We start from the raw sequence: 20,226 nt of genomic DNA, 5'->3' as shown, positions 1-20,226 counted from the left end.
CCTTATGTTGCTCTTATGATTTGTACATCAGCAGGAATAATTACTTCTCCCTCATACATCATTGTGCGACCATTTTGCCATTCAACACGTAATAATTTGCGGTTATCGGATTGGAATTCCCATACGTACTGTTCTTCTGAAGCAGCGAATGGTGTTTTACCCATAACAACAACACGTCCATTATATTGTTCTTCCATATGATACTCTATATCATCCATTTCAATCGTCGTCGGAATTTCATCGATTGAATCTAAACGACCATCAATCGGTGTATACAATTTGTAATACGTATTTTCACGGTCTTCAATTTTCAAATAACGAATATCTTTCCCATCCTGCAAAGTTAAAATAATCTCCTTGCGAGAATGCATGCTCGTTTTCCCAGTTAATTCGTACATGACTAACGAGACTTCAATCATATCGCCAGGAGCCAACGTTAAAAGACTCTTTTCTGGCTTCGGCGGCTCCGGACTCTTCATTATATTTTTAATACGTTTAAATAAACTCACAATCTACCCCTCCTTTTCTCTTTATAAACAAGCACCTAAAATAAGTGCACCAACGATATGTAATGAACCAGCTAACAACGCATGTGCTAAGCTGCCTTCTTTCGTTCCTTCTTCTAAATCTAAACCAGACATTTTCTTTAACACAAACTCAATGAACATTTCTACAATTAATAAAATAACGAATGAAACTGCTGAGGCAAGAAGCGCTTGCCATAAGTCATTCGCTTTCGTTATAGATTGAGATAAAATGTACCCTTGCGCAAATAATTTCATAACGAAACGCGTTGTCACTGCTGTATTTCCATTTTTCATTTCTTTTAAATCATTGTATTTTGTAAAAATCGAATCAACCCACATAATTGCAAATAAAAGTACCGCACTCGCTCCAGTCCATACAAGCATAGCTAAAACATTCATCCACGTCATTACAAAACCTCCTCTAAAAAAGTAATAGAAAACCGACATGAATTCTCTTCAGACATGTCGGTTTCTTTGTCTATTCTATATTATTTCTCGTACTGCTTCATAATACGAGCTAATTCATCGTCAACAACAGAATTTTTGTTTAAGCTTGCGAATTCATCATCTAACGACTTTTCTTTCTTGTAAATTTCACCGCTTGCTTCTGCTTCAGCCTCTAATTGAAGTGCTTTCTCTTCCATACGGCTTAAACCAGCTTTTGCTGAATTTGAATCAAATCCAGACATCGCCTGATTAATATTCTTTTGTGCTTTCGCTGCATTTACACGTGCAACAAGTGTTTCACGTTTATTTTTCAGCTCTGTTAATTGCTTACGCATTTCTTCTAGCTTAAGACGAAGGTTATCAGCAGCTGCTTTGTTTTGCTCATAGCTCGCTTTATACTCATTCATCTTTTGCTCTGCATTTTGTTTTTCTTCAAGAGCACGACGCGCAAGGTCAAGATTGCTTGCTTGAACAGCCATATGAGCTTGCTCTTCACGTTTTTTCACAAGTGCTTCTTGCTCTTCAAATAATACTTTGAATTTCTTCTCAAGTGCGATTTGAGCTGCTACACTTTTCTCAGCTTCTTGTACATCCGCTTGCATATCGCGTAAATATTGATCCGTCATCTTAACTGGATCTTCAGCTTTTTCAATTAATGAATACACATTCGACATTGTTAAATCTCTTAATCGTTTAAATACAGACATCCAAATTCCTCCTATGATATACCTCATATTTCAAATTCACTACTTGGAAAATTAAAAATCTCCCTTTTCAGTAAGAATATTCATTTTTACAACCTATGTGTTTATTATAACAAAACTAAGATGTCCTTACATGTTATTTCCAAAATACAACTAATATAATATGACATTCCAGATATAATATTGTATTCCTACTATATCCTTATTATTTCTGCCTCCAAAATTAACTTATTTTTGCGCGATTTCACTAAATTACATAATTGTAATGTTACTGTAAGCTAACTCGATAGTTACGTTTCAATATTTCTTATACACTAATACCAGAAGCAACGGAATAGCAAAAAAGCTTCTCATACTGTAAGGACTAATACAAAAACTGTATTTACTATAAAACATATAAAAAGGAGAAATCATCATGAAAAAATTAGTAGGAATCGGGTTAGCAGCAGCAATTTCATTCGGAGCATTATCAGGTTGTTCTTTATTAGGAGAAAAAGCGAACGGCTTTGTATTATACGGAACAGAAGAGCAAGTTCAGCAAATTGCAGATAAAAATAAAAAAGAAGTGAAAGAAAAAGACTTCTATAAAATGAAAATGACAACATTAGAGGGTAAAAAAGTTCTTGTAATGGATAAGAAAACTGGTGAAGAACTTGTTAAAAAAGAATTACTACAAAAAGTTGATGAAAAAGACGACACGAAACCACTTGATAAATTACCAGCTGTAACAACAGAACAAGGCGTGTTATTCGCAAAAAATAAAGTAGAAAATGCTACAATTGATGGTGCGAAATTAAAATATGAAGGCAACACAATTATTGGTAGTGGCCGTGCATATGCAGATATGTTCGCGATTGTTGATGATGCAACTTACGGCAATGTAAAAGGTGAAGAAAAATCTGTGGGTGTATTAAAATTTGATAAAGACCCTAGTAAAGAATTCCCTGGAAAAAATGGTGTAGAAGGAGCACAACTTGTAAAAATTAAGAAATAATAAAAAAGCTTTGCGAAATTCGCAAAGCTTTTTTCTACTTGTGAGCAATTTGCTCCATATCTGGACTACAAGTTTGTGACTGACATGACTTACTTATAGAGCATGCTGCGCATTTGCCTTTTTTACTTCTCTTTACAAAATTAACTAACGTATATGCTGCATAACCAAAAATGATAGCTCCAATTATAATATTGACCATCATTGCAATACATCTCCTTCTAGAATCCGAGTAAGGACCCAACTTGGTATATAATGAGCGTTAATACATAAGCAACAACGAGCGGATAAACGACAGAGAAAACTGTCCATTTCATCGATCCTGTTTCACGTTTAATAACAGCTACTGTCGCTAAGCACGGAACATATAATAAAATAAAGAACATAAATGCATAGGCTGATAGCGCAGTATAATGTGCTCCCATTACATTTCCTAGCACATCTTCTTTAACCGCATAAATAATTGCCATCGTAGAAACGACAACTTCTTTCGCTAAAAATCCTGTTAAAAGGGATGCCGCAGCTTGCCACGTTCCAAAACCGAGCGGTGCAAAAAGTGGTGCAATAAATCCACCAATCATCGCTAAGAAACTGTCTCCCATATCAACACCAAATCCTGATGGACCTGCATAGTTTAATAACCAAATGACAACAGAACCACCGAAGATGAATGTACCCGCTTTACGAACAAATCCTTTACCTTTCTCCCACGTGCTGAGCCATAACGTTTTCGCTTGCGGCACACGGTAAGGTGGTAGCTCAATTACAAAAATAGATTTTTCTGCTTTTAAAATAGTAAGAGACATAATTTTTGTAACGAGTAATGCAAGAACAATCCCTGCGATATATAAAGAGAACACAACAGTCGCCTGACTATGAGGGAAGAACACTCCCGCAAATAATGCATATACAGGTAAACGTGCTGAACAAGACATAAATGGAGTTACTAAAACTGTAAGTAAACGTTCTTTTTCCTGTTCAATCGTTCTCGCTGCCATAATACCTGGAACGTTACACCCAAAGCCGATAATCATCGGAATGAATGCTTTTCCGTTTAAACCGAAAAACTCCATAATTCTATCCATAACAACTGCAATTCGTGCCATATATCCTGAGTCTTCTAATAATGAAATGAAGAAGAATAGTGCAAAGATTTGTGGAACGAATACTAATACCGCACCAACGCCGGCAATAATACCTTCTGTAACGAGTGCTTGAATAAAGTCAGAAGCGCCAACACTTGTGAGCCCAGCTGTAACCCAATCAGTAAGTTGTCCGCCAAAAAATCCATCAAGCATATCCGATAAAGGTGTACCAATCCACGTAAACGTAACCTGAAAAATAAAAAACATAACTGCTAAAAAGATTGGAAGTCCTAAAATTTTATGTGTAATTAACCTATCAATTTTTTCCGAAAAAGGAATGTTTCCTTCTTTCTCATGCTTCATAACATTTGTTTTTAACTTTTCAATATACGCTTCACGAGTCTTGTAAATATGCTCTTCCAACGTACAATCAAGTTTTCCACCTAAACGAGATCGAATGGATATAAGTTCCTTATAAATTGGTAATGCTTTCATTTCTTTTTCTACTACTTCGTTATTGCTTAAAAATTGAAGGGCTAACCATCTCGGATGCTCGTAATTCGCTTTCTCTAGAAGAGCGATTATCTCTCCAATCCCTTCATCCATTTGTAAACCATATGAAATAATGAATGGCTTTTTCTCTTTTTGTTTCTCTTCATGAAGAGTAGTAAGTAATTCTTCACAGCCTTTTCCGGTTCTTGCGATGACAGGAACGACTGTTACACCTAATAGTTCTGATAATCGTTTTACGTCAATTACAATTCCTCTTTGCTTTGCCACATCAACCATATTTAAACCAATTGAAACGTGCTTACCAAATTCAAGTAATTGCAATGTTAAATGCATATTTCGCTCGAATTGCGAAGAATCCACTATATTTAACATATGATGAAATTCGTCTGTTAGTAGAAAATTCGTAACGACACCTTCATCACGTGAAACTGGATTCAAATCATAAACGCCTGGTAAATCAATTAATGTTCCTTGCTTATCTTTTAATTTACCAACCTTCTTTTCTACTGTTACACCGCTCCAGTTTCCTACATATTCATAAGAACCAGTAAGTGCATTAAATAATGATGTTTTCCCTGTATTCGGATTCCCTAGCAAAGCAACCTTATTCACGCTAATTCCACCTTTATCATTTTCGCGTCACAATGACGAATACTAATTAACTGCCCACGACACTCCAATGTACAAGGACCTTTAAACATCGCCTTCTGTTTTATGCGAAGCTCGCTTCCTTCCGCCAGACCAAAAGCAGCTAGTCTCCGCTTTAATAACTGATCTAACGATTGAATACTTTTTACTAACACTTTCTCACCAATTTTAATATCTACTAAGCTCATAACCTTCCCCCTCAGAAGAGAATGATAATTATTTTCAAAAAAATTATATCATACTCTATTTCACTTGGACTATATCTTTTTGCTTCATATTTATTAACATTTCAATACAATTATATTTCAATAATTGTCATACAAAGTATGTTTGCCATTCTCATCCATTTCACTTACAATAAACAATAACAAATAAAGAATCTCGTTATCACAGGGGGAGCCTTACCGCTGAGAGGGAACAATTCGTTCCGACCCTTTGAACCTGTTAGTTAATGCTAACGCAGGAATTGTGCAAACGTCCGAAATACACACCTCTTTTTTTATTTACGTATTTCGTATCCTCCTATGATAATGTTCTTTTTTGTGCAACTTGGATATAGGGGGAGACAATATGCGTAACACCAATTTACAAGCGATGATCGAATCTGCTATTCTTGCAGCCTTCGCCTTGGTCATCGATATTTTACCACTTTCAATCAAAATATCAGCAACAGGCGGTTCCATCTCATTCGCTATGATTCCTATTTTTATTATCGCATACCGCTGGGGCTTCAAAATGGCTTTCTTAGGAGGCTTAATTTGGGGATTATTACAAATTGTCGTAGGCGATGCCATTATCGTCACACCAATTCAAGTAATCATTGAATACTTCGTTGCTTTCGCATTCATTGGATTTGCTGGTTTATTCTATCGTCCAATTCAAAAAGCACTTCTAGCATCTAATAAGAATGGAAACGAACAATCAAACTTAAGTAGCCGTAAAGATAAGCCTTCATCAAAACAAAACCAAGGAAAGAAAGTAATTGGATACATTATCATTGCTACTTTTATCGGTAGTCTAGCTCGTTACTTCTGTCACTTTATTGCCGGTATTATTTTCTGGGGACAATATGCACCGAAAGGTCAATCAGCTATTCTATATTCTTTAATATTTAACGGTAGCACAATGATTGGTTCCTATATTCTATGTACCGTTTTACTTATATTTTTATTTATCACTTCACCAAGATTATTCAAAAGCATGAGTGCTTATCAAATAAATTCACAAAAAAAGGGCGCTTAACTTAGCGCTCTTTTTTCACATCGTAATATCAATTAAAAATACAATAAATGCACAAAAGAAAATAAATACCATTATACTTAGCCAATTGCTATGCACGGTTCATCGACTCCTTACATAACCTCATTTTCTATTCAAAGTATACTGTTTAGAAATAAAGATTAGGTAAAGATAATATGAAAATAAATTAAAAAAGCGTAGATAGTATTGTCTACGCTTTTTTCGGTAAATAGAAGTAAAATAACACACCATCTTCGGTATTCTTCACCCCATATTCAGCATTGTGTAGTTCTAAAATATTTTTTGAAATTGCAAGGCCAAGCCCTGTTCCACCTTGTGAACGTTTCCGTGCCGCATCCACACGATAAAAACGATCCCAAATTTTATCTAATTGTTCTTCTTCAATGTGAGCACCTTTATTTTCAATACACATTTTTATATGATTCTTCTCATCTATTACGGAAATAATAATATCTTCTTTATGTGGTGTATAACGTATTGCATTCGTAATGAAGTTCACGATGACTTGTTCAATTCTATTTTGATTCCCAACCACTTCAGCTGGACATATATGCTTGTGCACACTCAGTTCTTTTTTCTCTATCTCTGATGAAAGCTGTTCACATATTTCTTCAATCACTCCATCGATATAGAAAGAATCCATCTTCATGTTGTATGTGCCAGACTCAAATTTAGCTAATTCAAGCATATCCAAAATTAGTATATCCATCTTGTCTACTTCTTTTTCCATCGCCTGAAAATAGTAATCTTTTTTATGTTCAGCTACCCCATCTTTTAAAATAGAAATACAGCTTTTCATAATACTCAGCGGCGTTTTTAGTTCATGCGATACACCCGCAATAAATTCTTTCCTTGTGTTTTCTAACTTTCTTTCTTTTTCAATATCTTGTTCTAACTGTCCAATATGTGAATGTAGTTTATTAGATAATGTATTAATATTTTGCGATAAATCACCAATTTCATCTTTTGAAGTAATCGGAATTTTTTCTGTAAAATCTAAATGCGCTATTTTCTTCGTTGTATCATTTATTTTTAATAACGGTTTTGCGATTTGTTTTGAGTAATAGAACGAAGCTAGAAATATAAGAACGACTACAAACGCAACAATGTAAATGTAATAATCTTGCACCATTTGCACAGCCTCATCGACAGGCTGTAAAGAAGCCATCGCGTATATGTATGTCACCGATCCATCTTTTTCTTTTATTGGTTTGATTAATAATTTATATTTTATATCATTTTTTTCATAGTCCATTGTTTGTGTTGCATATTTTATTTGATTGCTTTCTTTTAGTAATAAATCAGCTTGAAATTCTTTTATATTATCCAAAAATAAATTGTTTTTATAAATTGGATTTACGGGAACTGTTCCATCAGAAGGCTGCACTTTCGTAATTGTCCCATTTATATTGAAATCGGAATTTTGAGCAACCCTCTTCTTCTCCAAATCACTCAAATTCCCAGCAACTTTTTTTCTTTCCTCACCGATTAAATCTTGTGCTACTTTTGGCTTTTCCTCACTTGCCTTAAGTTCTCTTTCAGCTAACTTCTTACTTAGTGGTTTATTAGCCCAACTCAAACTCCCCTCTGCTGACTGTAAATATGATGTGATGAAACTGTCATTTCTTAGCAAACCACTAAAATAAACCTTTTTTCCTACCAAACTAGGTAGTATCCTACTTTCAATCTCATCTATATTCATGAGGTTATACAGAGGAATAGTGATTGTTTTTTGTCCAAATTGTTTCTCTGCCAAACGCTCTAAAGTAATCTCCACATAAAAATCATCCGCATGTTTTAAATTCCCATTCTGATCTAATGTTGTAATCCACGTATTATTTTCTCTTAAAAAGTCTTGCTCCAGCTTCTGAATTCCATCTGCACTTCCTGCATAATTTAAATAGTTCTTTTCAAAAGAATTTAAATTCACTTTAATATCTTCCACTTTTCGATTCGCATAATATTGCTTAAAAAATATCGTTTGTCCAATAAATATCGTCGCTAAAATCAACATACATAGAGCTGTTGTAAGGGTAAATAATTTAAGTACAATCCCTTTTCTCATATGTTCCCCTCGAATTTATAACCGGTTCGCACTACAGTTATAATGTACTTTGCTTTCTCTCCTAATTTATTTCGCAAATTACGAATATGACTATTTACTGTGCGATCATCCCCAGCAAACTCATATCCCCAAATTCTTGAAATTAATTGCTCTCTTGTTAGAACAATTCCTTGGTTTTTCATGAAATACCCTAATATTTCAAACTCGGTATGTGTTAAAGTAATATGCGCTCCATCAACAGTGACAGTACGCGATGGGAAGTGGACACAAATTCCACGAATAACTAATGTGTCATCTTCATTCTCTGTAGATTTTTGCATAACTTTTCTACTTTCTAATAATCGCTTCGCTCTCGCTAATAAAATAGGCGGACTATATGGTTTCGCAACATAATCATCTGCCCCAAGCTCAAACCCAAGTAACGTATCATCTTCATCTACACGTGCCGTTAACATAATAATTGGAACCCCGGACGTCTTACGAATCCTTCGGCAAACGGACCATCCATCAAGTTCTGGCAACATAATATCAAGTATAACTAAATCGACCTCTTCTTCTTCAAATAAGACTAAAGCTTCTTTTCCGTCTCTCGCTTCAAGCACTTTATATTGTTCACTCAAAAAGTAATCCTTTAATATTTCACGTAAAATATCTTCATCTTCAACAATTAGAATGTTTTTTGACATACTCTATGCCTCCCCTCCCATTTTAATTAGCTAGCATTTTATAATTTTATTTTGAATTGCTCGTAATTAACTTTGCCTCGATAATATATCGATCCGGTGCATCCCCTATATAATCAAATGGATAGCAAGTCGTCAATGTTAATGTCGGTTCTTCTTTTTTAACAATAACAGTGCGATCATCCGCATGTGTAATCCATTTCTTTTGAATTTCGTATGTGTAAGTTTTATTATCATACTCCAAAATAAGGTTATCCTTTTCTTTTAACTCCCCTAAATCTGTAAATACAGTATCTCGATGCCCACTCAGTACAGTTTGTCCTCCTCCAGATGGCGTTGTCGTTAAATCACTAACGAACATACCAACTCCTTTTTTCAAAGTTGCATCATTCGCTCCCCAATATATAGAAAACTTCTTCTTTATTTTCGGTATATTTAACATTGCTACCTTTTCTCCTTCTTTATGTTGTATTTGAGAAGAAGGTATTTGCGCGTTTACTGGTACTTCGCTAGAATGCTGCTTGGCTGTTTGCTGTTCAAAATTTTCAATCTCTTCCGTCGTCAAATCTTGTGCAGAACTTTTTCCTTTATACCATTCAAAAGAATAAAAAGCTCCCATTAATAGACCTACTATCATTAACGTAAACCCAATACGATTTAGAATCGTCACTGTTAATCCCTCCATGCAAAAAATGGTAGGGACATCCTACCATTTTTAATATATGAAATTATCCCATTCTTTATAGGCTAATAAAGATTTTATTTTTATGCCTTCACTTTATTACGACGATTCAATCCAAATAATGTGCCTATTGCTACAAGACATGCACTTAATGCCATCATTGCTACATTATTTGATGCTGTATTTGGTAATTTCTCTCCCTTTACAGCTGGTTTTGCTATTTCCTTTTTCGCTACATCATTCTTTTGCCCGGCCTGAATTGCTGCTTCTTTTTTTGCAATAGCTTCCTTTTCTTGCACTTGTGGCGCTACTTCTTTTTTAGCCGTATCATTCTTTTGCCCGGCTTTTATTGCTTCCTCCTTTTTAGCCATATCACTTTTTTCTTGTACTTGTGCCGCTTCCTTTTTCTCTACATCATTTTTTTGCTGTACCTTAATTGCTTCTTCTTTTTTAGCTGCATCTTGCTGCACTTGCGCCGCTTCTTCTTTTGTTAACGTTCCAGTAGAAGCACTCGCTACTGAAGAATATCCTACTGTTAAAAGTGCCATTGCACAAATTGGTAATAGTTTTTTTTTCATTTTCATTCTCTCCTCTTATACGTTTTACATCACGTCGCATCGGATGTATTACTAGAATAAACAACAGATGTAAATATAAGATGCAGATGAAATATATTTCATTTAAAGATTTCATTTTAGAAAAATAAAAAAACACCGTAATATATACGATGTTTTTTCGGGTGTGTGTCTCGATATTTATTTGTTACTTTCGCGTGAGTGAGAAGTAGAAAAGGCCGGAGTGATAACTAATTGTCTCGGCTCAGTTTTCTTGAAGTGATTTTTGACGTTACACTTACGACATTGAACGACCCATGCTTTAATAGGATTTGTTAAAATAATTTTTTGCCTTTCGTTAGGGGCCTCTTCTTCCAATTTACAACTATCGCTCCACTTACTCCATTTCATTGTAAATTTAGAAGAAGAATGATCGTCTTCTCGATCAAACATCTGCAAAAAATCCATTTCTCCAGCTAGCATTACGGTGTTACTAGTTGCTAAAAAAGAAAAGGTCGTCCAATGTTTCTCCATGCCCTCCTACTCCTTTTTCACATATAGAGTGCCTAAAACTTAATTTACCTAAAATATGCTTGCCTCTTACCTTACACTTATAGTTTATCCAAAACACTACTATGCAACTATCGATTTGTCTTACAAATCACCTTACATTTTTGTAAGAAACGAAAAAACCTTCACTCTATATACGTGAAGGTTTCTCATTTCTTATCTATAGAATCTTTCATATCATCAAGTCCAGCCTCTTGCAGCTGCGACATCATACCATGGGAAATTGCGCCTAATACTAAAGTCATTCCAATTAGTGAAATGCGAATTGCAGGTACATCAATTATGTAAGCCAACATACCAAGAACAATTGTTAAAAGCAATGCTTTTATAAATGTTACACTTGTATACTGTTTCTTTTTCATCATAATCACCCTTTTTGGAAGCGTTTTCTTAATATTATCAGTATATCATATCACCTGACTATTTTGTGGGGATTTCTGTAAAAACCTTATATCTTCTTTGACTTTTTTCTTTCTATCCTTTACAGTCGAAATGTTCACAAGTTTTACACTGTAGGAGGATTCAAATGAAAATTGAAATAAAAGACACTTTAATTTCTGAAGAACAATTACAAGAAAAAGTAAAAGAACTAGCGCTTCAAATCGAACGTGATTTTGAAGGAGAAGAAATCGTTGTAATCGCTGTATTAAAAGGATCTTTCGTATTCGCTGCTGATTTAATTCGTCATATTAAAAACGAAGTAACTATCGACTTTATCTCTGCATCTAGCTACGGAAATCAAACAGAAACAACTGGAAAAGTAAAACTATTAAAAGATATCGATGTAAACATTACTGGAAAAAACGTAATTGTCGTAGAAGACATTATCGATTCTGGTTTAACACTTCACTTCTTAAAAGATCACTTCTTCATGCATAAACCAAAAGCATTGAAATTCTGTACGTTACTTGATAAACCTGAACGCCGTAAAGTGGACTTAAAAGCTGAGTATGTTGGCTTCCAAATTCCAGACGAATTTATCGTTGGCTACGGTATCGACTGCGCAGAAAAATATCGTAACTTACCATTTATCGCTTCAGTTGTAACGGAATAATATAATAAAGTGAAACCTTAATCAGTGGGGTTTTTGTCCATCCCCAATGATTATCGGCCCGCAAATAGCGGGATCAAATAAGCTTCCATGCATTATTGGTGGAAGTTTTATTTCTATCGTAATTTATAAAAACAAAGGGAGAGATGAAGAATGACAAAAACAAAATTTGAAAAAGTACTCCTCATCGTAAATCCGAAAGCAGGACAAGGCGATTTACATACGAACTTAACAAAAATCGTACCACCACTTGCCGCAGCTTTTCCTGACCTACATATCCTTCATACGAAAAAACAAGGTGATGCAACAAAATATTGCCAAGAGTTTGCTAGTAAAGTAGATTTAATTATCGTCTTTGGTGGTGATGGAACTGTATTTGAATGCACAAACGGCTTAGCCTCTCTTGAAACTAGACCTACACTTGCAATCATTCCAGGTGGAACTTGCAACGACTTCTCTCGCACACTTGGTGTTCCGCAAAATATTGCAGAAGCAGCGAAACTCATTACAAAAGGACATGTAAAACCAATTGATGTTGCAAAAGCAAACGGACAACACTTCTTAAACTTCTGGGGCATTGGACTCGTATCTGAAGTATCAAACAATATTGATGCAGAAGAGAAAGCAAAGCTTGGTAAAATTGGTTACTATTTAAGCACCATTCGAACTGTAAAAAATGCTGAACCATTCCCAGTAAAAATTACTTACGACGGACAAGTGTATGAAGATGAAGCTGTCCTTGTTATGGTTGGAAACGGTGAATATCTCGGGGGTATCCCATCCTTTATTCCGAACGTAAAATGTGATGACGGAACACTTGATATTTTCGTAGTCAAATCAACAGGCATTCAAGCGTTTAAAGATTATATCGGAAAGAAACTATTTGAAGACTCAAATGAAAATGACATCTTCCACGTCAAAGCTAAATCCATTCATATTGAAACAGAAGAAGAAAAAGAAGTAGATACAGATGGTGAAAGCTCTCTACATACACCGTGTCATATTGAGTTGTTACAAGCGCACTTTACGATGATTTATAATCCTAATGTTGTGTAATGAAAAAAACGAGTGATATCACTCGTTTTTTTCTTCTAATCTAATTATGTCGTTGTATAATTTCTTGTATTTCTTTAACTCTCTCTAAAGTAATTCCATTTCTTTGTTCTATCGCTAAAGGGTGATCGGTTGGCTCTAATTCAACATACGGTGCCATTCCAACTTCTCTTATATGTACATTTGTCTTTAAATTTAGTGTTTCTGGATAAACTGGTATTTCTACAGATAACCAGCCAAAATGAGGATCACTATTCTCTCGTCCTCTCTCATCCCACTCTTCTAGTACTTTATCATAACTTTCTTTACTAAGTGATACCCACACAGTCCAGATGAAATTTTCGTGGTAATCAATTATAGGAATCTCTAAACAGCCTCTAATAAAATAATGTTCATCGTCCATTACACAAAGATCTGATGTTAAATGGAAGCGTCCCTCTCTTTCATGAGCCGCTACCTCGTAGTAATAAGATGGTGCTTCACTTCCGTAACATAAAGGGAATGTAAATCGGTTCATTTGTATCTTTTCTCCGGACTTTTTTCTTCTTTTCATCTATTATGAGTTCTCCTATCCTTTAAATTTCATTCACACTCAAAATCCATCCAATTTCACTAGAGTATAACATAGACATACTTGCCTTTCATTTTCTAATAATACTACTAACAAAATAGCAGAAGGGCCTGTTTGCATGGCCTATTTCTTTTTAGGTACAATGAAAGAAACAACCTGATACAAGGGAGAGGAAAAGCTGTGTTCAACCAACAGTTAGTTAATTTACGCATTGATTTTGCATTTAAACAATTGTTTGGTACGAATGGTAGTGAAGATATTCTAATTGCATTTTTAAACGCTATGTTACAAGAGTCTTTAGAGTCGCCCATTGCTTCTCTACAACTAGAAGATCCACATTTGCATCGGGAATATGAAGAGGATAAGTTATCTATTTTAGACATTTCAGCGACATTAAACACAGGAACAAAAATAAATGTAGAAATACAGCTCAATAATAATCACGATATGATAAAACGTAGTTTATATTATTGGGGAAAATTATACACATCCCAATTACAAAAGGGCATGCCATATAGCTCACTGCATAAAACCATCACCATAAATTTATTAAATTTCATAATGTTTTCAGAACAAAACGCCTTCCATTCAACGAGTATATTATGGAATACACAACAACAGAAACTCCTAAGTCACGACATAGAAATTCACATTGTAGAAATTCCAAAGTTAACAGAACAATGGCATGAAGAAAAAGTAAATCCGTGGAAAGATCCATTTGTTCGTTGGCTTTTATTACTTTCAGCAAATGAGGATGAGCACTTAACTAAAACATTGGAGGATATTGCTATGAACCAAGATCCTATTTTACAAAAAGCAATAAATAAATGGGAACGTATGAGTCAAGATTCTTCTTTCCGACAAGCCTATGACGCAAGGGAGAAAGTTTTAATGGATGAAGCAGCAAAATTCGCCCACGCAGAGACAGAAGGAATAAAAAGAGGAATGGAACAAGGAATAAAAAAAGGGATTAAAAAAGGCATTGAAAAGGGTCGAAAAGAAGGGGTTCAGCAGGTGAAAATTCAAATGATTAAAAATATGTATGATCTTGGTATACCACTTGGAACGATTGCTAAGGCAAGTAAATTAAGTGTGCATGAGGTTGAGCATATTTTAGAACATAAATAGTAATAAAAAAGAGTTTGAATGGTTTCAAGCTCTTTTTTATCAACTTTCCTCAATATCATCCAATTGATTCTTATAATATTCATCACACTCTAGCATAGTAGGAAGAATCCCTCTTTCATCAGGCAATAAAACCCTCGAAACTTCTCGATCCATCTCTACGAAAGACTTCATAATAATGGGATAACCTTTAATAATATCCGTATACTCAATCCCTTGTTCAAACTTTTTCCGCTCTTTATTTCTTCTATATATATAGTGAAACTTTATCTCTCACTAGCACTTATCAAAACAAAAAATAGTGATTCACCTGACTAAAAAATCAGGTGAATCACTATTTTATAGTTCTTATTTCCTTACAGCTACCATCTATTACTTCGCGCTCACAATCTTATAATAAGATCGAACTGTTAAGAAGTAATATCCGATATAAATGACGCCATATACTCCGATACTAATTAGGAGCGGAATCATAATTTCGAATGGTAATAAGTTTGCTAAACCTTTTAGTGCAAATAAGCTGTGCAGGATTCCAATTACTAACGGAATCGCAAAGATAAAGCTTACTTGTTTTGCAATAGCTTTTTTCATTTCTTGTTTCGTTACACCAACTTTACGAAGTACAACGTAACGCTCACGATCTGCATTTGCTTCAGTTAATTGCTTAAAGTAAATAATAGAGCCTGTTGCTAGTAAGAATACAAGTCCTAAGAACATTCCGATGAACATCATGAGTCCCGTTCCTTCAAGCCCCATCTGGAAACCAGTATAGAAATCTCTAAATAGTGGTACCATTTCTGATTCACCAGCTGGCATCACTTTTGCTAACTTTTCTGTTAATACTTTACTGTTTCTTTCATCTTTTACATCAATATTTTTTACAGTACGTGTTCCAAATGCTTGCTTCGCCTGTTCATACATTTCATCTGAAACGACAATCACTAATTCACCTAAGTTCGTAATTGCTGTATTATTTGCACCTTGAATCGTTAATGTCTTCGTTTCATTGCCAATTTGGAATACTGCTTTATTGCCTTTATATTGAGGGCTAAACTCATACCCTTCAATATAAGAGCTATCATATATAAATGCTTCACCAGTAGCTACATTCACTGTTTCTGCATCGATTTTTTTAGCAAGTTTATTAAATTCGGACTGAGACATAAACTGATATTTCTCTGAAATCGTGTAGTTTAGATTAAGAATGAAGTCCACTTTATCCCCTTCAAACTTCCCTTTTACAGGAACCGTCTCAATTTCAAATTGATCTTTGACAGGGTGATTCGCCTTCTCTTCAGCAAAAATCGCATTTACTTTCTTATCAAGCTCTTCATCTTTTTTCTCATAAGAATAACTGTACGGCGCAGCTACTTTTGATTGCGTAAATGTGTTGTAATACATCGTAACTGACGTACCAACCGCTGTTAATGTCACTGCACTTAAAATAGAAATTGTCGCAAGTGACTTTGCATTTCCTTTAATACGATATAGTAACTGTGACGTCGTTACCATATTCATACCGTTATAAAACGATGATTTATTATTTCTTGCACGTTTTAATACGAATACTGTAAAGAACATAAATAGTAAGTACGTACCTACTACTGTCGCAAGTAAAATGTAAAGTGCGACTACCATAAAGTCTGCATACTTAAGTGCCTTCACATACATTAATGCTAAGAAATAACCTGAACCGATTAAGAAAACTGAAATTAATGCCATAATAAATGATCCTTTTGGCATTTCTTCTCCTTCACGTTCTGCGCGGAAAAGTTCAATTAGCTTAAATCGATAAATTAAACGATACCCTTGAAGTGATGTATACAATATAATCACAAAGAAAATAATTGCTGTATCCACAATTGCAGCCATCGGTACTTCAAAATGAACATTTAAGTTTAATCCCATCATGCTTACTAATAATTCAAGGAATAGTTTCGAAAGGACGCTACCAATCGCAATCCCTATAATTAAAGACATTAATCCCATTAACATATTTTCATAAAAGAGCATTTTACCGATTTGTTTTTTACGAATACCGAGTAACGAATATAGCCCAACTTCTTTTTTACGTTTTCGTGTAAAGAAACCGTTCGAATATATAATGAACACCGCTACGAAGATGATTAGCATGACACTTGAAACTTGAAATGCACCGCTAATTTTTTTAGAACCTTCCGCAGCTTTTTCCATTTGTGAATTATACTGCAACGCCTTAAATGTAAAATAGATGACGATGCTAAATATCATAGATGCAAAATATACAAAGTAGTCTTTAAAGTTCCGCTGTATGTTGCGGAGGGCAATGCTAGATAAGGTCATCAGCCATACCTCCAGAAATAGAAGACATTACGTCAACGACTTTTTGGAAGAACTGTTTACGTGTTGATTCACCACGGTGTAATTCTTTATATAACTCACCATCTTTAATGAAAATAACTCGTTTACAATAACTCGCCGCAAATGCATCGTGCGTTACCATTAAAATTGTAGAGTTATCATATTCATTTAACGACTTCATACTTTCTAATAAATCTGTCGCTGATTTAGAATCAAGTGCTCCAGTCGGCTCGTCCCCAAATATCATACTAGGACTTGTAACAATCGCGCGCGATGCTGCGCAGCGCTGCTTCTGTCCACCGGATACTTGATATGGGAACTGACTTAAAATATGATCAATACCGAATTTCTTTGAGATTTCAAGAACGCGGCGATCAATCTCACTCGCTTTCACCTTCGATAACGCAAGAGGTAACGCAATATTCTCTTTCACCGTTAACGTATCTAATAAGTTATAATCTTGGAAAATGAACCCTAAATGATCACGGCGGAATAACGCTAGCTTATCATCGTTCATCTTCACGATGTCTTTTCCATCAATTAAAATCTCACCGTTCGTCGCATTATCAATTGTAGAAAGAACGTTTAGTAGCGTCGTCTTACCAGAACCAGAAGGTCCCATAATTCCAACGAACTCACCTTCTTTTACTTGTAAGTTAATACCTTTTAAAGCTGCAAATTTATTCCCACCTGTGTCATATACTTTTTCAATATTTTTTGCTTCTAACACTGTTTTCATCTCGACATCCCTCATTTCTTCTATTCTCTATTTTCAACTATATACACTCTCTACTCTTGCCACTATCGATGTTTCTTACACAAACATGACAGTTATGTAAGGCACATAAGCGGAGAAATCAAAATTTAACCTAATGTACTAAAGTACTTTGTTACTATAACATTGGGATATCATGCCATCCATTCATTCTCCTTACAGGAACATTACAATTTTGTAAGGTTAAAAGTGCCCCCTACAAAGTTGTGCATGAAATGTCGGATGGAGCTATTTTGTTCCTGATATTCTATTTATAGAGGAGGTCATATAATGGATTCACTTAAAAATATGAATGCGGCAATGCAGTATATTGAAGACAACCTTACACACAAAATTGATTTTAAAGAAGTCGCAAAAATAGCTTTCTGCTCCGAATATCATTTCAAAAGAATGTTTTCTTTTTTAGCTGGCATATCACTATCAGAATATATTCGCTGTAGACGTCTTACCCTTGCTGCCTTTGAACTAAAAGATAGCAATGCAAAAGTCATTGATGTCGCTATAAAATATGGATACAACTCACCAGATGCTTTTACACGTGCATTTCAAAATTTACACGGCATAACGCCTTCAGAAGCTCGAAGTACAATTCGTTCTTTGAAGGCTTATTCACCAATGACCTTCCAACTATCCATTCAAGGAGGAGTATAACAGTTGAATAAAATCTGCAATTATCTATATAAATTTACAAAAATTTTACAGATCCATCCATTAGAACAGGTTACAATATCATTGAGGTGATGGTAGATGATTCTTGCGCAGAAAGTAAGATTAAAACCGACCAAAGAACAGGAACAGAAGTTATGGAAGTCCGTTGGTACTGCGAGATTCATCTACAATTGGACTTTAAATCGTCAACAAGAAAACTATAAGAGTGGCGAAAAATTCATCCCAAATGGAGTCTTGAGAAAAGAACTAACCCAGCTCAAAAAGACAAACGAGCTATCATGGTTGGGTGATGTGTCTAATAATGTAGCAAAACAGGCGGTAAAAGACGCTTGTGATTCTTTTAAGAGATTTTTTAAAGGATATTCTGAGTTCCCAAGATTTAAGAGTAGAAGAAATTCAAAACCTTCTTTTTACAACGATAATGCGAAGATGAAAGTGAAAAAGAATGAAGTGTTACTTAAAAAGATTGGTTGGGTAAAAACTTCTGAGCAACTATTTATGAATTGTAAATATAGTAATCCAAGAGTTAGTTTTGACGGAAAATATTGGTACTTATCTGTTGGGGCTGAACAGGAATTTCGGAAAGAAAAGTTAACGGATGTTTCAATTGGAATTGATGTTGGAGTCAAGGAGTTAGCGGTATGTTCCAACGAAAAAACTTATCTAAATATCAACAAAACAAAAGAAGTAAAAAAGTTAGAGAAACGCCTATGTAGGTTACAACGTCAAGTTTCTCGTAAATATGAAATGAATAAGGAGGAAGTCCGATTTGTCAAAACAAGTAACGTTATAAAAATTGAAAAGGAGATACGAAAACTACATAGACGGTTAACAAATATCAGGAATAATCACCTTCATCAATCGACAACTGAAATCGTGAAAACCAAGCCTTTCAGAATTGTGATGGAAACCTTGAATATCAAAGGTATGATGAAGAACAAACACTTGTCAAAAGCGATTGGGAAGCAAGGATTATATGAATTTAAAAGGCAAATTCAATATAAGTGTGAAAAATATGGAATTGAATTTGTAGAAGCTGACAAATGGTATCCGTCTTCTAAAATGTGTTCAAACTGCGACAATATAAAAAAAGATTTAAAACTATCTGACCGAGTATATAAGTGTTCTTGTGGATATAAGCAAGATAGAGACTTAAATGCCAGTCGCAATTTAGCAAATTATAAATTGGCGAATTAACATCGAAAAGTTATCGTCAATGTGTAGGATTCGTTGTATCCGAATTTAAGCCCTCGGAGAGTTATAGCAAACAAAAGTAGCTTCGGCAAAATTGGACTCGTAGAACAGGGAAATAAACAGGATTTATAGATTTTTATAAATTTTTGGCAACGGAAGTGAAATGAACTATCGAATTGAAGAAAAAGACTCATTTCGAATTATAGGTATAACAAAACGAGTACCAATTGTTTTCAATGGTGTAAATGAAGAAATTGCTTCTATGTGGAAAAGTTTAAACCCACAGTCCATTCAAACATTAAAAATGCTTTCAAATGTGGAACCAACTGGAATCATTAGTGCTTCTACTAATTTTTCTGAAGGAAGAATGGAGGAAAAAGGCGAACTCGATCATTATATTGGAGTAGCAACAAAGAAAGATTGCCCTGAGCAGTTCACACAACTTGAAGTCGCTGCTTCGACATGGGCTATATTTGAAGCTGTCGGTCCATTTCCTGATGCATTGCAAAATGTATGGGGGCGTATTTATTCTGAATGGTTCCCTTCTTCGAACTATGAACTAGCAGAAGGACCGGAAATATTGTGGAATGAACAGAAAGATGTAACTTCTCCACACTTCAAAAGTGAAATTTGGATACCGGTTTTGAAGAAATAATGTCTAGATCCAAATTTCCCTAAAATAAAAAAGCTACTGCTCCTTTTGAACTGTACCCTATAAA

General features: G+C 34.8%; 21 protein-coding genes, 3 pseudogenes and 1 riboswitch. Of the genes and pseudogenes, 8 read left to right on the top strand and 16 right to left on the bottom strand.

Features of this window, described 5'->3' with window-relative positions; all coding sequences use genetic code 11:
* Window positions 1–2: 2 nt before the first annotated feature.
* The 3 genes from B5P42_RS08630 to B5P42_RS08620 form a co-directional block, all read right to left on the bottom strand.
* Window positions 3–509, bottom strand: coding sequence for a DUF4178 domain-containing protein (locus tag B5P42_RS08630; protein ID WP_002015752.1), 507 nt, complete (start codon window positions 507–509; stop codon window positions 3–5).
* 21 nt (window positions 510–530) lie between these two features.
* A complete protein-coding gene (locus tag B5P42_RS08625) occupies window positions 531–935 on the bottom strand; it encodes a DUF350 domain-containing protein (protein WP_002015753.1) in 405 nt (134 codons plus the stop codon).
* A gap of 80 nt (window positions 936–1,015) precedes the next feature.
* A complete protein-coding gene (locus tag B5P42_RS08620; RefSeq protein ID WP_060750099.1) occupies window positions 1,016–1,681 on the bottom strand; it encodes a PspA/IM30 family protein in 666 nt (221 codons plus the stop codon).
* Window positions 1,682–2,093: 412 nt separating this feature from the next.
* On the opposite strand from B5P42_RS08620, the gene B5P42_RS08615 reads away from it, so the two are divergent.
* The gene (locus tag B5P42_RS08615) at window positions 2,094–2,672 is read left to right on the top strand and encodes a lipoprotein BA_5634 family protein (protein WP_113734037.1); all 579 of its coding nucleotides are present in this window, start codon (window positions 2,094–2,096) and stop codon (window positions 2,670–2,672) included.
* 34 nt (window positions 2,673–2,706) lie between these two features.
* Here B5P42_RS08615 and B5P42_RS08610 read toward each other — a convergent pair whose 3' ends face one another.
* Genes B5P42_RS08610 through B5P42_RS08600 form a run of 3 tightly spaced genes read right to left on the bottom strand, consistent with a single transcriptional unit; the run spans window position 2,707 to window position 5,103 of the window.
* Entirely contained in the window at window positions 2,707–2,874 is a 168-nt protein-coding gene (locus B5P42_RS08610; protein ID WP_113734036.1) for a FeoB-associated Cys-rich membrane protein, read from the bottom strand.
* A 16-nt stretch (window positions 2,875–2,890) separates the two neighbouring features.
* Window positions 2,891–4,879 carry a ferrous iron transport protein B gene (feoB, locus tag B5P42_RS08605; protein ID WP_113734035.1) on the bottom strand — a complete coding sequence of 663 codons (1,989 nt, stop codon included), beginning with the start codon at window positions 4,877–4,879 and terminating at the stop codon, window positions 2,891–2,893.
* A complete protein-coding gene (locus B5P42_RS08600; protein WP_000060510.1) occupies window positions 4,876–5,103 on the bottom strand; it encodes a FeoA family protein in 228 nt (75 codons plus the stop codon). Before B5P42_RS08600 ends, feoB begins: the two co-directional genes overlap by 4 nt.
* A gap of 194 nt (window positions 5,104–5,297) precedes the next feature.
* A riboswitch (TPP riboswitch) is annotated at window positions 5,298–5,399 on the top strand.
* An 86-nt stretch (window positions 5,400–5,485) separates the two neighbouring features.
* On the opposite strand from B5P42_RS08600, the gene B5P42_RS08595 reads away from it, so the two are divergent.
* Window positions 5,486–6,157 carry an energy-coupled thiamine transporter ThiT gene (locus B5P42_RS08595; protein ID WP_002015759.1) on the top strand — a complete coding sequence of 224 codons (672 nt, stop codon included), beginning with the start codon at window positions 5,486–5,488 and terminating at the stop codon, window positions 6,155–6,157.
* A gap of 208 nt (window positions 6,158–6,365) precedes the next feature.
* Here the strand turns inward: B5P42_RS08595 and B5P42_RS08590 are convergent, their stop codons facing one another.
* From B5P42_RS08590 to B5P42_RS08565, 6 genes are all read right to left on the bottom strand, one after another.
* A complete protein-coding gene (locus B5P42_RS08590; protein ID WP_113734034.1) occupies window positions 6,366–8,240 on the bottom strand; it encodes a sensor histidine kinase in 1,875 nt (624 codons plus the stop codon).
* Window positions 8,237–8,926: a response regulator transcription factor gene (locus B5P42_RS08585; protein ID WP_113734033.1), complete on the bottom strand. Its 690-nt coding sequence runs from the start codon at window positions 8,924–8,926 to the stop codon at window positions 8,237–8,239. Before B5P42_RS08585 ends, B5P42_RS08590 begins: the two co-directional genes overlap by 4 nt.
* Before the next feature lie 46 nt (window positions 8,927–8,972).
* Window positions 8,973–9,593, bottom strand: a complete 621-nt coding sequence (locus B5P42_RS08580; RefSeq protein ID WP_113734032.1) for a class D sortase — start codon at window positions 9,591–9,593, stop codon at window positions 8,973–8,975.
* Window positions 9,594–9,688: 95 nt separating this feature from the next.
* Entirely contained in the window at window positions 9,689–10,183 is a 495-nt protein-coding gene (locus B5P42_RS08575) for an LPXTG cell wall anchor domain-containing protein (protein WP_088031458.1), read from the bottom strand.
* A gap of 177 nt (window positions 10,184–10,360) precedes the next feature.
* Window positions 10,361–10,693, bottom strand: a complete 333-nt coding sequence (locus B5P42_RS08570; protein WP_088031457.1) for a hypothetical protein — start codon at window positions 10,691–10,693, stop codon at window positions 10,361–10,363.
* Window positions 10,694–10,878: 185 nt separating this feature from the next.
* Window positions 10,879–11,094: a hypothetical protein gene (locus B5P42_RS08565; RefSeq protein WP_000976189.1), complete on the bottom strand. Its 216-nt coding sequence runs from the start codon at window positions 11,092–11,094 to the stop codon at window positions 10,879–10,881.
* Between the two features lie 161 nt (window positions 11,095–11,255).
* On the opposite strand from B5P42_RS08565, the gene hpt reads away from it, so the two are divergent.
* Both hpt and B5P42_RS08555 read left to right on the top strand, forming a co-directional pair.
* On the top strand, window positions 11,256–11,783 hold the full coding sequence (gene hpt, locus B5P42_RS08560; protein ID WP_000687586.1) for a hypoxanthine phosphoribosyltransferase: 528 nt from the start codon (window positions 11,256–11,258) through the stop codon (window positions 11,781–11,783).
* 150 nt (window positions 11,784–11,933) lie between these two features.
* A complete protein-coding gene (locus B5P42_RS08555) occupies window positions 11,934–12,836 on the top strand; it encodes a diacylglycerol/lipid kinase family protein (protein WP_113734031.1) in 903 nt (300 codons plus the stop codon).
* A 40-nt stretch (window positions 12,837–12,876) separates the two neighbouring features.
* Here B5P42_RS08555 and B5P42_RS08550 read toward each other — a convergent pair whose 3' ends face one another.
* Window positions 12,877–13,386, bottom strand: coding sequence for a DUF2199 domain-containing protein (locus B5P42_RS08550; protein ID WP_113734030.1), 510 nt, complete (start codon window positions 13,384–13,386; stop codon window positions 12,877–12,879).
* Window positions 13,387–13,584: 198 nt separating this feature from the next.
* Here B5P42_RS08550 and B5P42_RS08545 point away from each other — a divergent pair, with 198 nt between their 5' ends.
* A complete protein-coding gene (locus B5P42_RS08545; protein ID WP_113734029.1) occupies window positions 13,585–14,532 on the top strand; it encodes an Rpn family recombination-promoting nuclease/putative transposase in 948 nt (315 codons plus the stop codon).
* A gap of 39 nt (window positions 14,533–14,571) precedes the next feature.
* Here B5P42_RS08545 and B5P42_RS08540 read toward each other — a convergent pair.
* The 3 genes and pseudogenes from B5P42_RS08540 to B5P42_RS08530 form a co-directional block, all read right to left on the bottom strand.
* Window positions 14,572–14,792 (bottom strand): annotated as a pseudogene (locus B5P42_RS08540) (DUF4262 domain-containing protein); the annotation flags it as partial.
* Window positions 14,793–14,901: 109 nt separating this feature from the next.
* Window positions 14,902–16,851 (bottom strand): ABC transporter permease, encoded by a 1,950-nt coding sequence (locus tag B5P42_RS08535; RefSeq protein ID WP_088031455.1) that lies wholly within the window; start codon window positions 16,849–16,851, stop codon window positions 14,902–14,904.
* Window positions 16,838–17,608: an ABC transporter ATP-binding protein gene (locus B5P42_RS08530; RefSeq protein ID WP_000859659.1), complete on the bottom strand. Its 771-nt coding sequence runs from the start codon at window positions 17,606–17,608 to the stop codon at window positions 16,838–16,840. Before B5P42_RS08530 ends, B5P42_RS08535 begins: the two co-directional genes overlap by 14 nt.
* Before the next feature lie 306 nt (window positions 17,609–17,914).
* On the opposite strand from B5P42_RS08530, the pseudogene B5P42_RS08525 reads away from it, so the two are divergent.
* The 3 genes and pseudogenes from B5P42_RS08525 to B5P42_RS08515 all read left to right on the top strand — a co-directional run.
* Window positions 17,915–18,289: pseudogene (locus B5P42_RS08525) on the top strand (helix-turn-helix transcriptional regulator); the annotation flags it as partial.
* Between the two features lie 102 nt (window positions 18,290–18,391).
* The gene (locus B5P42_RS08520; RefSeq protein WP_113734027.1) at window positions 18,392–19,510 is read left to right on the top strand and encodes an RNA-guided endonuclease InsQ/TnpB family protein; all 1,119 of its coding nucleotides are present in this window, start codon (window positions 18,392–18,394) and stop codon (window positions 19,508–19,510) included.
* A gap of 151 nt (window positions 19,511–19,661) precedes the next feature.
* Window positions 19,662–20,162: pseudogene (locus B5P42_RS08515) on the top strand (GyrI-like domain-containing protein); the annotation flags it as partial.
* Between the last annotated feature and the right edge of the window lie 64 nt (window positions 20,163–20,226).

This window comes from Bacillus sp. SRB_331 (assembly GCF_003264175.1).
In the GTDB taxonomy this organism is placed as follows: Bacteria; Bacillota; Bacilli; order Bacillales; family Bacillaceae_G; genus Bacillus_A; species Bacillus_A mycoides.
Note: the sequence above shows the minus strand (reverse complement) of the source record. Positions and strands in the feature narration are given on the sequence as shown.